At 73.1% G+C, this 14,282-nt stretch carries 17 protein-coding genes; 13 read left to right on the forward strand and 4 right to left on the reverse strand.

All coding sequences use genetic code 11. The features are described 5' to 3' along the window. Window positions 1-2: 2 nt before the first annotated feature. From hisB to J2W21_RS05275, 6 genes are all read left to right on the forward strand, one after another. Complete coding sequence (hisB, locus tag J2W21_RS05250) at window positions 3-635, forward strand: imidazoleglycerol-phosphate dehydratase HisB (RefSeq protein ID WP_307113440.1); 633 nt, start codon at window positions 3-5, stop codon at window positions 633-635. Window positions 636-718: 83 nt separating this feature from the next. After that, on the forward strand, window positions 719-1,384 hold the full coding sequence (hisH, locus tag J2W21_RS05255; RefSeq protein ID WP_307113505.1) for an imidazole glycerol phosphate synthase subunit HisH: 666 nt from the start codon (window positions 719-721) through the stop codon (window positions 1,382-1,384). Between the two features lie 12 nt (window positions 1,385-1,396). Then, window positions 1,397-1,546, forward strand: coding sequence for a hypothetical protein (locus tag J2W21_RS05260; RefSeq protein ID WP_307113510.1), 150 nt, complete (start codon window positions 1,397-1,399; stop codon window positions 1,544-1,546). A gap of 30 nt (window positions 1,547-1,576) precedes the next feature. Then, window positions 1,577-2,317 carry a bifunctional 1-(5-phosphoribosyl)-5-((5-phosphoribosylamino)methylideneamino)imidazole-4-carboxamide isomerase/phosphoribosylanthranilate isomerase PriA gene (gene priA, locus J2W21_RS05265; protein WP_307113441.1) on the forward strand — a complete coding sequence of 247 codons (741 nt, stop codon included), beginning with the start codon at window positions 1,577-1,579 and terminating at the stop codon, window positions 2,315-2,317. After that, on the forward strand, window positions 2,318-3,208 hold the full coding sequence (locus J2W21_RS05270) for an SseB family protein (protein WP_307113442.1): 891 nt from the start codon (window positions 2,318-2,320) through the stop codon (window positions 3,206-3,208). Between the two features lie 45 nt (window positions 3,209-3,253). Then, window positions 3,254-4,564, forward strand: a complete 1,311-nt coding sequence (locus J2W21_RS05275; RefSeq protein WP_307113443.1) for an MFS transporter — start codon at window positions 3,254-3,256, stop codon at window positions 4,562-4,564. Window positions 4,565-4,590: 26 nt separating this feature from the next. Here the strand turns inward: J2W21_RS05275 and J2W21_RS05280 are convergent, their stop codons facing one another. Continuing rightward, a complete protein-coding gene (locus tag J2W21_RS05280; RefSeq protein ID WP_373423065.1) occupies window positions 4,591-5,007 on the reverse strand; it encodes a DUF1844 domain-containing protein in 417 nt (138 codons plus the stop codon). A gap of 321 nt (window positions 5,008-5,328) precedes the next feature. On the opposite strand from J2W21_RS05280, the gene infC reads away from it, so the two are divergent. From infC to J2W21_RS05305, 5 genes are all read left to right on the forward strand, one after another. Next, window positions 5,329-6,507: a translation initiation factor IF-3 gene (gene infC / locus J2W21_RS05285; protein ID WP_307113444.1), complete on the forward strand. Its 1,179-nt coding sequence runs from the start codon at window positions 5,329-5,331 to the stop codon at window positions 6,505-6,507. A gap of 171 nt (window positions 6,508-6,678) precedes the next feature. Further along, the gene (rpmI, locus tag J2W21_RS05290) at window positions 6,679-6,873 is read left to right on the forward strand and encodes a 50S ribosomal protein L35 (protein ID WP_066497294.1); all 195 of its coding nucleotides are present in this window, start codon (window positions 6,679-6,681) and stop codon (window positions 6,871-6,873) included. Window positions 6,874-6,965: 92 nt separating this feature from the next. Then, entirely contained in the window at window positions 6,966-7,349 is a 384-nt protein-coding gene (gene rplT / locus J2W21_RS05295) for a 50S ribosomal protein L20 (RefSeq protein ID WP_307113445.1), read from the forward strand. Between the two features lie 147 nt (window positions 7,350-7,496). Beyond that, complete coding sequence (locus J2W21_RS05300) at window positions 7,497-8,360, forward strand: TrmH family RNA methyltransferase (protein ID WP_307113446.1); 864 nt, start codon at window positions 7,497-7,499, stop codon at window positions 8,358-8,360. A 93-nt stretch (window positions 8,361-8,453) separates the two neighbouring features. Beyond that, window positions 8,454-9,407 carry a cation diffusion facilitator family transporter gene (locus J2W21_RS05305; RefSeq protein ID WP_307113447.1) on the forward strand — a complete coding sequence of 318 codons (954 nt, stop codon included), beginning with the start codon at window positions 8,454-8,456 and terminating at the stop codon, window positions 9,405-9,407. Between the two features lie 30 nt (window positions 9,408-9,437). Here J2W21_RS05305 and J2W21_RS05310 read toward each other — a convergent pair whose 3' ends face one another. Continuing rightward, complete coding sequence (locus tag J2W21_RS05310; RefSeq protein ID WP_307113507.1) at window positions 9,438-10,577, reverse strand: MFS transporter; 1,140 nt, start codon at window positions 10,575-10,577, stop codon at window positions 9,438-9,440. A 263-nt stretch (window positions 10,578-10,840) separates the two neighbouring features. Between J2W21_RS05310 and J2W21_RS05315 the strand changes: the two genes are divergently transcribed. Continuing rightward, complete coding sequence (locus J2W21_RS05315; protein WP_307113448.1) at window positions 10,841-11,290, forward strand: (deoxy)nucleoside triphosphate pyrophosphohydrolase; 450 nt, start codon at window positions 10,841-10,843, stop codon at window positions 11,288-11,290. 30 nt (window positions 11,291-11,320) lie between these two features. On the opposite strand, the gene J2W21_RS05320 is transcribed toward J2W21_RS05315, so the two are convergent. Both J2W21_RS05320 and J2W21_RS05325 read right to left on the reverse strand, forming a co-directional pair. Then, the gene (locus tag J2W21_RS05320) at window positions 11,321-12,397 is read right to left on the reverse strand and encodes an Rv2578c family radical SAM protein (protein WP_307113449.1); all 1,077 of its coding nucleotides are present in this window, start codon (window positions 12,395-12,397) and stop codon (window positions 11,321-11,323) included. Window positions 12,398-12,456: 59 nt separating this feature from the next. Next, complete coding sequence (locus tag J2W21_RS05325; RefSeq protein WP_307113450.1) at window positions 12,457-13,110, reverse strand: SIMPL domain-containing protein; 654 nt, start codon at window positions 13,108-13,110, stop codon at window positions 12,457-12,459. 120 nt (window positions 13,111-13,230) lie between these two features. On the opposite strand from J2W21_RS05325, the gene pheS reads away from it, so the two are divergent. Then, entirely contained in the window at window positions 13,231-14,280 is a 1,050-nt protein-coding gene (pheS, locus tag J2W21_RS05330) for a phenylalanine--tRNA ligase subunit alpha (protein ID WP_307113451.1), read from the forward strand. The last annotated feature ends 2 nt before the right edge of the window (window positions 14,281-14,282 follow it).

Below are 14,282 nucleotides of genomic sequence, written 5' to 3' on the forward strand. Positions count from 1 at the left end.
CCATGAGTACCGAGCTGCAGACCGCGCCCGTGACCCAGCGGACCGCGCGGATGGAGCGCACGACGAGCGAGTCCTCGGTCCTGGTCGAGATCAACCTCGACGGCACCGGCCGCTCCGACATCTCCAGCAGCGTCCCGTTCTACGACCACATGCTCACGGCCCTGTCCAAGCACTCGCTGATCGACCTGACCGTCAAGGCGACGGGGGACACCCACATCGACGTGCACCACACGGTCGAGGACATCGCGATCACGTTCGGCGAGGTCCTCAGGCAGGCGCTCGGGAACAAGGCCGGCATCCGCCGCTTCGGCGAGGCCTCGGTGCCGCTCGACGAGGCCCTCGCCCACGCGGTCGTCGACGTCTCGGGGCGCCCCTACCTCGTCCACGGCGGGGAGCCCGCGGGGCAGGAGTACCACCTCATCGGCGGACACTTCACCGGCTCGCTCACGCGCCACGTGTTCGAGGCGATCACCCTGCACGCCGGCATCTGCCTGCACATGAACGTCCTGGCAGGCCGCGACCCGCACCACATCGTCGAGGCCCAGTTCAAGGCCTTCGCGCGCGCCCTGCGCGCCGCCGTCGAGCCGGACCCGCGCATCGGCGACGCCATCCCGTCCACGAAGGGGGCCCTGTGACCGCATCGCCGGACGCGCTTCCCGCAGCTCCCGAGGGCACCCCGGATGCGGTCGTCGTCGACCCGCGGCACGCCGCGGAGAAGGTGCCGGACCCGCACGGGCGCCCCACCGTCGTCGTCCTCGACTACGGGTCCGGCAACGTCCGCTCCGCGGTCCGCGCCCTGGAGCGCGCCGGCGCGGCCGTGACCCTGAGCGCGAAGGCCGAGGACGCGCTCGCCGCGGACGGCCTCGTCGTCCCCGGGGTCGGGGCCTTCGCCACCGTCATGAAGGAACTCGCCGCGGTCGACGGCCTGCGCATCATCGGCCGCCGCGTCGCCGGCGGCCGGCCCGTCCTCGCCATCTGCGTCGGGCTGCAGGTCATGTTCGAGCGCGGCATCGAGCACGGCGTCGAGGCCGAGGGCCTCGGCGAATGGCCCGGCACGGTCGAGCTCCTCCCCGCCGAGGTCGTCCCGCACATGGGCTGGAACACCGTCAAGGTCCCCGAGGGCTCGAAGCTGTTCGCCGGGGTCGAGGACGAGCGTTTCTACTTCGTGCACTCCTACGGCGTGCAGTCGTGGGACTTCGAGGTCGCCCAGCCGCGCATGGCGCCCCCTCTCGTGACCTGGAGCGAGCACGGCGCCCCGTTCATCGCCGCGGTGGAGAACGGACCGCTGTGCGCCACCCAGTTCCACCCCGAGAAGTCGGGCGACGCCGGGGCCCGGCTCCTGCGCAACTGGGTCGAGTCGCTCGCCAAGCCCGGGGCGTCCTGACGCATGTGGTCCGTGCTGCTGTTCGGCCTCGCCGGGCTGCTCGTCGGCGGTGCCGTCTCGTTCCGCCGCCAGGGCCTGCCCAACTGGACCTGGATCGCCTTCGGGGCGCTCGCCGCGGCCGCCCTCGTGGCGGCCTACCTGCTGACCCTGCCGGCCCCGTGAGCCGGCGGAGACGACACTGAGGGAGACACCATGACCGACGAGGCCCCCATCCTCGAACTGCTGCCCGCCGTCGACATCGTCGACGGCCAGGCCGTCCGGCTCGTCCAGGGCGAGGCCGGCAGCGAGACCGGCTACGGCTCGCCGCTGGATGCCGCCCACGCGTGGCAGGACGCCGGCGCGGAGTGGGTCCACCTCGTGGACCTCGACGCGGCGTTCGGCCGCGGCGACAACCGCGCGCTCATCGCCGAGGTCGTGCGCGGCCTCTCGCTCAAGGTCGAGCTGTCGGGCGGCCTGCGCGACGACGCGTCCCTCGAGGCGGCCCTCGAGCTCGGGGTGGCCCGGGTGAACCTCGGCACGGCGGCGATCGAGGACCCCGACTGGACCGCCAAGGCCATCGCCCGCCACGGCGAGCGGATCGCCGTCGGCCTCGACGTGCGCGGCACGACCCTCGCCGGCCGCGGCTGGACCAAGGAGGGCGGAGACCTCTGGGAGGTGCTCGCCCAGCTCGAGGACGCTGGCTGCGCCCGCTATGTCGTCACCGACGTCACCAAGGACGGCACGCTGCGCGGGCCGAACGTCGAGCTCCTGCAGCAGATGTGCGCCCGCACGGACAAGCCGGTCGTCGCCTCCGGCGGCATCTCCAGCCTCGATGACCTGCGCACCCTGCGCGGCCTCGTGCCCCTCGGCGTCGAGGGCGCGATCGTGGGCAAGGCGCTCTACTCCGGCCAGTTCACCCTGCCGGAGGCGCTCGACGTCGCCGGGCGGCGCTGAATGGCCCCGACGGACGACGACGGCCCGTCGCCTTCTGCGGGACGTCACCTCCCCGGCCACATCGCCGCGGCGCTCGCCCGCGCGGGAAGCGCCGCCGACTCCGCGGGACAGCCCTGGGAAGGCCGCGACCTGCGCGGCGACGGCAACCCGCTCCACCAGTTCGACGCAGACGACGGCCGGCCCGACCCGGCCGTGGCGGCCGCGGTCGCGGACCTCCTCAGGGGCACCGGCGGCGAGGCCGACGTCCACCGCGCCCTCGCCGGGGCGCGCGTGTTCGTCGCCGTCGTGGCGAGCCTCGCCGAGGGAGGGCTCGGGGAGCATGGCTTCGCCGAGGACAAGGAGGCAGACATGGCACTCGTGACCGTCGCCGCCCCCGACGGCCGCAAGGCACTGCCGGTCTTCACCTCCGTCGAGCGCCTCGAGGCGTGGCACCGGGACGCGCGCCCGGTCGCCGTGTTCGCGCCCCGCGCGGCGCTCTCCGCCGTCTCGGAAGGGGCCGAGCTTCTGGTCCTCGACCCGGGCGCCGAGCTCACCCTCGTGCTGCGGCGCCCCGCCGTCTGGGCGCTCGCCCAGCAGAAGGAGTGGACCCCCTCCTACGCTGACCCGGCCCTCGTGGACGAGGTCGAGAAGGCGGCCGAGGGGCTTGCGCCGGTGCGCGGCATCGCGATCTCCCCGGGCGCAGGGGTGGCCTCGAGGGACGCGGAAGGCCGCGTCGTCGCGGGCGGCGGGGCGGGGCCCGAGCTGCGCCTCACGGTCTCCCTCGCCCCGGGTTTGCCAGCCGAGGCGGTGCGTGAGACGGTGTCAGAGCTGAACGGCAGGCTCGCCGCCAGCACGCGCTTCGCGGAAGCCGTCGACTCCATCGAGGTCAAGCTCCGCGCCGCGAACGGCTGAGTTCCGCCCTGCCACCGCCGGGCGGTGCGCACGGAAGAGGAACCCATGGACTTCGCCCAGTACGGGCACCTGTGGCGCCGGAAAGAGGTCCGCCGCCTCCTGCTCGTGGCGATGGTGGCGCGGCTGCCGCACTCGGCCGCCGGCGTGCTCCTGACCCTCCACGTCGTCCAGACCCTCGGCCTCGGGTACGCGGCCGCGGGCGCCGTCGCGGCGGTGCTGACGATCGGGATCGCCCTCGGCGCCCCGTGGCGCGGCCGCAGGGTCGACACGGCGGGACTTCGGCCGGCGCTCGTCCCCTCGATCGTGGCGGAGGCGCTCGTGTGGGGGGTCGCGCCGCACCTGGACTACCCGTGGCTGCTCGTCGCAGCCCTCGTCGGCGGCCTCTTCGCCCTGCCGATCTTCTCGGTGGTGCGCCAGTCCCTCGGCGTCATGACGCACGCCGGGCAGCGCCGCACCGCCTTCGCCCTGGACTCGATCTGCACCGAGGTGACCTTCATGGTCGGCCCGGCGCTGGCCGCGACCGTCGCCGTGAACGTCTCCACGGTCTGGGGACTCACGGGCGTCGGCGTCTCGGCCGCGCTGGCGGGCCTCGCACTGCTGTGGTTCAACCCACCCACGCGCTCGGGCCAGCCCGGCGCGGTCCCCGCTTCCGCGGCGGAGGACGCCGATCTCGTCGAGGTCGCCTCGGGACCCGAATCGGCCGAGTCTCCGGCGCCGACCGAGGTGGCCGCCGGGCAGGCGGACGGGGCCTCGGGCCTCCGGCGCCTCCTCGGCAGGGCCCGCGGAGGCCCCGCCTGGGCAGGGGTCGCCGTCGTCGTCGTGATGGCCGTCGCGGCCGGCGCCGGCATGGTCCTCTCAGGCACCGACGTGGGCATCGTGGCGATCCTGCGCGAGCACGGCCAGGGGGGCCAGCTCGGCGTCGTGTTCTTCTTCTGGTGCTTCGCCTCCCTCGTGGGAGGCCTGCTCTACGGGGCGATGCACCGGCCGGTCTCCCCGCTGGTCCTGCTCACGGCCATGAGCGTGCTGACCATCCCGATGGGGCTCGCCCACGACACTGTGACGCTGAGCCTGCTCTCGGTGCTGCCCGGGCTCCTGTGCGCGCCCACCCTCTCGGCAGCGTCGGAGCGGGTCGCCGAGCTCGTCCCGGAGCGCCGCCGCGGCGAGGCGATGGGCTGGTACGGCTCGGCGCTCACGGCGGGCACCGCCCTGGGCTCGCCGCTGACGGGCACGATGATCGACGCCGTGGGCCCGTGGTCCGGCTTCGTGGGCATCGGCGCCGCCGGGACCCTCCTGTGCCTGGGCGGCATCGTCGCGCAGAGCGCACGACGACGCCGCTCGCCGCAGTCGGTCGGCTGACCGCGGCCGCCCGCGGGCCTCCCGCGCTAGTTGACCGGGCCCGTGTACTTCTCGCCCGGGCCCTTGCCCGGCTCGTCCTGGATCACCGACGCCTCGCGGAACGCGAGCTGGAGGGAGCGGAGCCCGTCCCGCAACGGCCCGGCGTGCTGCGAGCCGATCTCGGGGGCGGCGGCGGTCACAAGCCCCGCGAGCGCCGTGATGAGCTTGCGGGCCTCGTCGAGGTCCTTCAGCTCCGCAGCGTCCGCGCCGTCGGCCAGCCCGCACTTGACGGCGGCTGCGCTCATGAGGTGGACCGCCGTCGTCGTGATGACCTCCACCGCCGCGACCTCGGCGATGTCGCGCACCTGGGCGTCCACGTCCGGGGCGCCGGCGGGGCCCGCGTCGAAGCTGTGGCGGTGGGCGTCGTCGGAGGACAGGGGGGCATTGGGGCTGGTGCTGCTCATGCTGATAAGCTTGGCACAGACCGACTGGATGTCGTTATTCACGTGTGAGCCGTTCGACAGCCCGGCTAGCAGCCCCCGGGGGCGCTGGTGAGGGTTTTCGTGCGTCCACCCTGTATACTTGACTGACAGTTTGCAAGCGGAGATCACCTCCCACCTGTCGGCGTCCGGGCCTCACGGCCGGAAAGCTGCCGGGTACCCAGGTTGGCCGGTCCGGCGTACGTCGGACCGAGCAGGCCCGCCCCGATGGGGAGGGCGCCATCCGAGGCCTCCGATTGCACCGGCAATCGGGGGCCTTCCTTGTTGCCGGGGCACTTCCGTCACATGTACAGGAGCTTGAACATTAGCGATCCACGCATCAATGAGCGAATCCGCGTTCCCGAGGTTCGCCTCGTAGGCCCTGCGGGCGAGCAGGTGGGCATCGTACGCATCGAAGATGCGCTGCGACTGGCTACGGAGTCAGACCTCGACCTCGTCGAGGTGGCGCCCCAGGCCAAGCCACCGGTATGCAAGCTGATGGACTTCGGCAAGTACAAGTACGAGGCTGCGGTCAAGGCACGCGAGGCGCGGAAGAACCAGACGAACACCGTTCTGAAGGAGATCCGGTTCCGCCTCAAGATCGACAAGCACGACTACGAGACGAAGAAGGGCCACGCGCTCCGCTTCCTCGGTGCCGGCGACAAGGTCAAGGCCATGATCCAGTTCCGTGGCCGCGAGCAGCAGCGCCCCGAAATGGGCATCCGGCTGCTCCAGCGGTTCGCGGAGGACGTCGCCGAGGTCGGTGCGATCGAGTCGACGCCGCGCATCGATGGCCGCAACATGGTCATGGTGATCGGCCCCCTGAAGAACAAGGCTGAGGCCAAGGCGGAGGCCCGCCGCGCGGCGCAGCGCGCTGCCGACAAGGCCAAGGCGGAGGAAGCGAAGTCCGCATCGGTCACGGCCGGGCAGGCACCGCTGACCCAGTCGCTGGGAGACGCGATCCCGGCCGAGTTCCTCCAGGCCGCCCAGGCCCGCGAGAACGCGGAGCCGGAGGCCGCCCCCGCCGAGGCGGAGGCCCCGGAGGAATCCGTGGCCCAGGCCGCGGAGCCGGCCGAGGCCGCCGAGACTGAGGCTCCCAAGGCTGAGGCCCCGGCGACGGCTGCCCCCAAGGTTGAGGCCCCGAAGGCTGAGGCCCCCAAGGCTGAGGCCCCGGAGACCGCCGCCCCCAAGGCCGAGGCCCCGAAGGCTGAGGCTCCGAAGGCCGCTGCCCCCAAGGTCGAGGCCCCCAAGGTCGAGGCGCCCAAGGCTGAGGCCCCCAAGCAGCCGGCCGCGCCGAAGCCCGCAGCCGAGGCGGCCCCGAAGCCGGCCCAGTCGGCCCCACGGCCGGCCGCAGCGCCCAAGCCGGTGGCGGCACCGAAGCCCTCGGTGCCCAAGCCGGGTGCACCGCGGCCGTCGGCTGCGGCACCGAAGCCGTCCGCCCCGAAGCCGACGGCGCCCCGGCCGTCCGGCCGCCGGGGCAACTAGACCAGACCCGGCCGGGCCGGGCCGCTCGCCCCTGGTGAGCGGACCGCCCGCCGAGTCCGCCGCCGCAGGCCCAGCGCCTGCGGGCGGCACGCAACGAGTCGGCCTGCGCGAGCAGGCCGCCAACGAAATCCGCGGCCCTGTGCCGCGGGAAGCAAAAGGAGATCGGTTCCCATGCCGAAGATGAAGACGCACAGCGGCGCCAAGAAGCGCTTCAAGCTGACCGGTTCCGGCAAGCTCAAGCGCCAGCAGGCCAACCGCCGCCACTACCTCGAGCACAAGCCGACGACGCTCACGCGCCGCCTCGCCGCGGACAAGATCGTCTCGGGCGGCGACGCCAAGGTCATCAAGCGCATGCTCGGCATCTGATTTCTTCCACCCACCGGCCCTGAGAGGGGCCACGAGCCATCCCGGCCGGGCACAGCCCGGGTGCCTGGGAGAGATTCAAAAGGAGTACGCACGTGGCACGTGTGAAGCGGGCAGTCAACGCCCATAAGAAGCGCCGTACCGTCCTCGATCGGGCGTCCGGCTACCGCGGACAGCGCTCGCGCCTGTACCGCAAGGCCAAGGAGCAGCTGCTCCACTCGTTCGTCTACAGCTACCAGGACCGCCACAAGCGGAAGGGCGACTTCCGCCGCCTGTGGATCCAGCGCATCAACGCTGCGTCCCGCGCCAACGGCCTGACCTACAACCGCCTCATCCAGGGCCTCAAGGCCGCTGAGGTCGAGGTGGACCGCCGCATGCTCGCCGAGCTGGCCGTCTCCGACGCCGCCGCGTTCTCGGCCCTCGTCGAGGTCGCGAAGAAGGCCCTGCCGGCCGACGTCAACGCCCCGGTCGCCAAGTAGCACACCGAGAGGCAGCACCGCCGGGGCGCTGGCCCCGCGCGGGTGCGTCCATCGTCCAGCGCCCGCGCAGCCCAGGCTGCGCGGGCGCTGGCGCGTTCTCGGGAGGACTCGGCTCGCTAGAGTTGGTCCGTGATACCGAGCCCGATCATGACCAACCCCCGTGCCGACCGCGTCCGCGATGTCGCCAAGCTGGCCACCCGGGCCGCGCGGACCCGCCGCCGCCAGTTTCTGGCCGAGGGACCGCAGGCAGTGCGCGAGGCGCTCCGGCTGGACGCCGAGCGCCGCGCCGAGGGGGGCAGCGCCGTCGTCGTGGAGCTCTACGCGAGCGAGCCCTGCCTCTCCCGCCACCCCGAGATCGCCCACCTCGCCGAGGCCACCGGCCGGCTGCGCCTCGCGGATGACGACGTGCTCGCCGCCATGGCCGACACGGTGAACCCCCAGGGCATCCTGGCCGTGTGCACCATGCTCGACGTCCCGCTCGACTCCGTCCTCGCGGAGCGGCCCCGCCTGCTCGCCGTCATGTGCCGGGTCCAGGACCCCGGCAACGCGGGCACGATCCTGCGCGCCGCCGACTCCGCCGGGGCCGCCGCGGTCGTCCTCACGGCCGGGAGCGTCGACATCTACAACCCCAAGGCGGTCCGCAGCACCGCCGGGTCGATCTTCCACGTGCCCGTGGTGCTCGGCGCCGATCCGGCGGACTTCGCTGCCGCGGCCCGCGGCGTGGGCCTCGGGATCCTCGCGGCCGACGGCGCGGGGCCGCTCGACCTCGACGAACTCCAGGACGCCTCGGCCGCGCGCAGGACCGGAGCCGGCGGGGCCGCGGGGGAGTACCGCCTCGAGGACCCGACCGCCTGGCTCTTCGGCAACGAGGCCCAGGGCCTCAGCGAGGCCGAGAAGGAGCTCGCCGACCACCGGGTCGCGGTCCCGCTCTACGGACGCGCGGAGAGCCTCAACGTCGGAACCGCGGCGACCGTCTGCCTGTACGCGAGCGCCAGGGGGCAGCGGCGCTGAGCAGGAGCCGGATGCCCGTAGGGTAGGACGGAGCCGTCCGTGCGCACCTCACGTGACGGCCGCACATCTGGCTGGGCTGTGAAGGAGGGGACCATGTCGTCCGGTGGTGGGTCCAAGGCTGTCGTTGCCGCGCTGGCAGCAAACCTGTCGATCGCGGTGATGAAGTTCCTCGCGTTCGCGCTCACGGCATCCTCGTCCATGCTTGCCGAGGCTATCCACTCGGTCGCCGACTCCGGCAACCAGCTGCTGCTCCTCCTCGGCGGCAAGCGCTCGCGCAAGCAGGCAAACCCGGAGCACCCCTTCGGCTACGGCCGCGAGCGGTACATCTACGCGTTCATCGTCTCGATCGTGCTGTTCAGCGTCGGTGGCCTGTTCGCCCTCTTCGAGGCGTGGGAAAAGTTCAAGGAGCCCCACGGCATCGAGGGCCCCTGGTGGTGGGTGCCCCTCGTCATCCTCGTGGGCGCCGCGACGGCGGAGGGCCTGTCCTTCCGCACCGCAGTCGGCGAGGCGAACCAGCTCCGGGGGGCCCAGTCCTGGGTGGCCTTTGTCCGGAACGCCAAGCAGCCCGAGCTGCCCGTCATCCTCCTCGAGGACTTCGGCGCGCTCCTGGGTCTCCTGTTCGCCCTCGTCGGCGTCTCGCTCACGCTCGTGACCGGCAACGGCCTCTGGGACGCCGCGGGAACGGCCATGATCGGCCTGCTCCTCGTGGTGATCGCCACCGTGCTGGCCCTCGAGACCAGCTCGCTGCTGCTCGGTGAATCGGCCACCCGCTCGGACGTGCGGCGCATCGAGGCTGCCATCACCGCCGACGGGACCCGGATCATCCACCTGCGCACCATGCACCTGGGCCCGGAGGAGCTGCTGGTCGGCGCCAAGATCAGCGTGGCCCGCGGAGCGAGCGGCGCCCAGATCGCCCGGACCATCGACGAGGCCGAGGCTCGGATCCGGGCCTCCGTCCCGAGCGCACGGGTCATCTACCTCGAGCCGGACATCCACCGCGACGGGGACGCACAGCCGCCCGCCGCCGCGGAGCAGCCGGCCCGATAGCCGCCGGGAACGCTCAGCCGCCCGGGACGCTCAGCGCGCCCGCCGCCGCTCGAGGGCGCCGCTCAGCAGCGCGATCCCGAGGCCGAGCACGGCGAGGGCCGCGCCGACGTACGCCGGCGCAACGAAGCCCCACCCCGCGGCGATGACCACGCCCCCGAGGAACGCGCCCAGGGCATTGGCCACGTTCAGGGCCGAGTGGCTCAGCGACGTGGCGAGGGTGGCGGCCCCGGGTGCCGAGTCCAGCAGGCGCGCCTGGAGCGCGGGGATGAGGACCGAGCCGGATCCGCCCACCACGAACACCATGAGGAGGGCCAGCGGCCACACGGGGGCGGCGAGCCCGTAGAGCACCATGACCCCCGCCACGGCCGTGAGCGCCCAGTAGATCGTTCCCATCACGGAGCGGTCGGCGAGGCGGCCGCCGGCCATGTTGCCCACTACCATCCCGAGGCCGTACAGCGCCACGACCACAGGCATCAGCGCCTCCGGCAGCCCCGCGACGGAGGTCATCGTATGGGCGATGTACGTGTAGGTGGCAAAGAATCCGCCGAATCCGACCACCCCGACCGCGAGGGCAAGCCACAGCTGGCCGCGCCGGAGGGCGGAGAGCTCCCGGCGGATGCTCGCCTCCGGGTGTGGCGGCTCGTAGGGGACGAACCGTGCCACCATCGCCACGCACGCGAGCCCGATCGCCGCGGTGACGACGAACAGCAGGCGCCAGCCGAGGGACTGGCCGAGCCAGGTCGCGGCGGGCACGCCGAGGACGTTGGCGATCGTGAGGCCGGACATGACCGTCGCGATGGCCCACCCCCTCTTCGTGGGTGCCACGAGCGAGGCGGCGATGACAGCGGCCGTGCCGAAGTAGGCGCCGTGCGGAAGGCCCGCGGCAAAGCGGGAGACGAGCATCGCGCCGTAGTCGGCCGCCACGAACGAGGACAGGTTGGCGACCGCGTAGAACGCCATGAGGCCGAGGACCAGCGCCTTGCGCGGCAGCCGGGCCCCGACGGCCGCGAGCAGCGGCGCCCCCACCACGACGCCCAGTGCGTAGGCGGAGATGAGCTGTCCTGCCTGCGGGGTGCTGATCGCGAGCCCGCGTTCGATCTCCTTCAGCAGCCCCATGGTCGCGAACTCGACGGTGCCGATGGCGAAGCCGCCGAGCCCCAGGGCGAGCATGGCCCAGAAGAGGGGCCTCGGCTCGAGCAGCGTGGAACGATGCGCCGGCGCCGTCTCGGGGCGAGCGCCGGAGGCGCTGGGGGAGCGGACCCCGGCGGCGGGGGCGTGCAGGGGAGCGGGCGATTCGGACGTGGGCACGGTGGCATTCCTCGTGTCGGGGCCGGGGGGATCTCTCGGGCGGGGGGGGGAGGAACGGCGTCGGCCCTCGTCTCGTGCCAACAGTACGGGAGGCGCCCCCATTCCGCCCGCCCTAGACTGGGCCCGTGCAGACGCAGACCCAGGGAGCCGGCCCGCAGTTCGTCCAAGTGGTCGGGGGAGCGATCGTCGACTCGCTCGAGCGGCCCACCATGCTCCTGGCGGCGCGCAGGACGGCGCCCCCGGCCTTCGCGGGCCTGTGGGAGTTCCCGGGGGGAAAGGTCGAGCACGGCGAGTCGGCCGAGGACGGACTGCGCCGCGAGCTGGACGAGGAGCTCGGCGTCGCGGTGGCCCTCGGCCCGGAGGTGCCCGGCCCGCTGCCGCAGGGCTGGCCGCTCAACGACCGTGCGGCAATGCGGGTATGGCTCGCCGAGGTGCGCGCGGGCGTGCCCGAGCCCCTGCAGGACCACGACGAGCTGCGGTGGGTCGGACTCGATGGGGACGCCCTGACGGAACTGGCGTGGATCCCCGCGGACTTCCCGATCGTGGACGCGGTGCGCCGCCACGCCGTCCGCTGATCCTGAGGATCCCGTGACGTCCCGCCCGGCTCAGAACAGGGCGTCCTGCCGCGCAGCGGGTGAAGGGATGTGGGCAGCCGGGCCGCCCGCGGCGAGGACGTCCCCGTCGCGGTGGCCGAAGGCCTCGTCGCGCTCGAACCCCCGCCCGAAGCCGTGGCGCGCCTTGGCTGCCGCGATGCGCCGGCCCAGCCATGCGCGGTACTCGGACGGGGCGTAGGCGCCCTTCGCATAGAGCCTGCGGTACCGGCCGACCAGCTGCGGATGCGTCCGCGCGAGCCAGCCCATGAACCACTCCCGGGTCCCCGGGCGCAGATGGAGCGCGCCCGCCGTGACCCCCGTGGCACCCGCCTGCGCGAGCTTGCCCATGAGCGCGTCGAGGTGTTCCTCGGAATCGGTGAGCCAGGGGAGGATGGGCATGGCCATGACACCGCAGGGCAGGCCCGCGTCGCGCAGCCTCGACACGAGGTGCAGCCGGGCGGCGGGGGAAGGGGTCCCCGGCTCGAGGGCGGACTGGAGCTCGGGGTCGAGGACGGCGAGGGAGATCCCGGCCCCGATCGGCACCTGGGTCGCAGCCGCCTTCAGCAGCGGGAGGTCGCGGGCCAGGAGCGTGCCCTTCGTCAGGATGGAGAACGGGGTCCCGGAATCGGCGAGGGCCCGGATGATGCCGGGCATCAGGGCGTAGCGGCCCTCCGCCCGCTGGTAGGGATCGGTGTTGGTCCCCAGCGCCACGTGCTCGCGCGCCCAGGAGCGCCTGGAGACCTCCGCACGCAGCACCTCGCCGACGTTCACTTTCACCACGAGCTGCCGGTCGAAGTCGAGGCCGGAGTCGAGGTCGAGGTAGGTGTGGGTGTTCCGGGCGAAGCAGTAGACGCACGCATGGCTACAGCCGCGGTAGGGGTTCACTGTCCAGCGGAACGGCATGGAGGACGCCGGCGGGACCTTGTTGAGCGCCGATTTCGCGGCGACCTCGTGGAAGGTGATTCCCTGGAACTCCGGCGTCCTCACCGTGCGCAGCGCGCCCGCAAGGGACAGGAGGGGCGGCTGGGCCGGGGCGCCGTCGTCCGGCCCGGAGAGCGGCTCGGCGACCGACTGCGTGTTCCATCGCATGCCCTTCATTCGAATACATCTTCGAATCGGTGTCAAGGGCAGCGCGTGCCGGAGCTCTGCTAGGCGCCATCGGCGAGCGACCACGTCACCGTCACGCTGGCCCGCACCTCGGTCTCGCCCGGCTCGAGCGGCGCGCTCGGATCGGCCGCCGCGAGGGCGACGCGGCGCAGCGGCACCGGCGGGCCGGGCGCTGCCGCGAGAGGCGCGCCGGCATCGATGCGGACCGCGGCGCCGAGCGCCCGCCCCGCCAGGGCGGCGAGCCGCCGGGCGGCACCCTCGGCCTCGTGGAAGGCCGCCTCCTGGGCCGAGGCCTCCGCTGCTGCCGGGTCCGAGACGCCGAGCGAGATCCCGTGGATGCGCACGGCGCCGCCACCGGCCGAGACCACCGCGTCGAGGAGCTCGCCCGTGCGGGCCAGGTCCCGGGCCCCGATCGTGAGTCCCCGGCTCGCGACGTAGCCCACGAGCTGCTGGCCGCGGCCCTCCTCCCAGGTCAGCTCCGGCGCGACCGAGAGGGAGGCGGAGACGATGTCGGAGCGCGTCACACCGGACCGCAGCGCCGCGGCGACGATGGCCTCGGAGGCCCGGGAGGCGCCGTCGTACGCCTCGCCCAGACGGGGGGAGCGGACCTCCGCCCCCACGCGCAGCACCGCGATGTCGGGAACCACGGTCACCGATCCGGTGCCGGTGACGGTGATGGAGTCCGGACTGCTCATCGCTTCAGGTCCTTCCGCAGGCGGTGTGCGCGCCGGGGCGCGCACAGGGGCATCGTAGCCGTGAACTAGACTTGACGGGTGCCCGAGACTACGCCCCCATCTGCCCAGACAGAGGTTCCCGTGAGCGAGACGAGCGTCCCCGATCCCGTCGACGAGGCGGCCGTCGCCGCCGTCGTCGAGAGGGCGCTCGAGGCCGTCGCGGGTGCCGCCGACCTCGATGCGCTCAAGGCGGCGCGCATCGCCCACACGGGGGAGAAGTCCCCCCTCGCGCTCGCCAACCGCGCGATCGGCTCCCTCCCCAAGGAGTCGAAGGCCGCGGCGGGCAAGCTCGTGGGCGGCGCGCGGGGCCGGGTCAACAAGGCGATCGCCGAGCGGCAGTCCGTGCTCGAGGCCGAGGACGAGGCCCGGATCCTCGTCGAGGAGACCGTCGACGTCACGGCGGCCCCCCGCCGCCGCCGCGCCGGCGCCCGGCACCCGCTCTCGACCCTGCAGGACCGGGTCAGCGACATCTTCGTGGGCATGGGCTGGGAGATCGCCGAGGGTCCCGAGGTCGAGTCCGAGTGGTTCAACTTCGACGCGCTCAACTTCAAGCCGGACCACCCCGCGCGCGAGATGCAGGACACGTTCTTCATCGACCCGCCCGAGGCGCACCTGCTCCTGCGCACGCACACCTCGCCGGTGCAGGTCCGCTCGATGCTCGAGCGCGAGGTCCCCATCTACGTGCTCTGCCCCGGCAAGGTGTTCCGCACCGACGAGCTCGACGCGACCCACACCCCCGTGTTCCACCAGTTCGAGGGCCTCGCCATCGACAAGGGCCTGTCCATGGCGGACCTGCGCGGGACGCTCGAGCACTTCGCGCGGCAGATGTTCGGCGCCGAGGCCCAGATCCGGCTGCGCCCCAACTACTTCCCGTTCACCGAGCCGAGCGCCGAGCTGGACATCTGGCACCCCGGCGCGAAGGGCGGGCCCGCGTGGATCGAGTGGGGCGGGTGCGGCATGGTCAACCCCAACGTCCTGCGGGCGGCGGGCATCGACCCCGAGGAGTACTCGGGGTTCGCGTTCGGCATGGGCATCGAGCGCACCCTCATGTTCCGCAACGAGGTCGCCGACATGCACGACATGATCGAGGGCGACGTCCGCTTCAGCCAGCACTTCGGGATGGAGATCTAGTT

The sequence above is a fragment of the Sinomonas atrocyanea genome, from assembly GCF_030811715.1.
GTDB lineage: Bacteria > Actinomycetota > Actinomycetes > Actinomycetales > Micrococcaceae > Sinomonas > Sinomonas atrocyanea_A.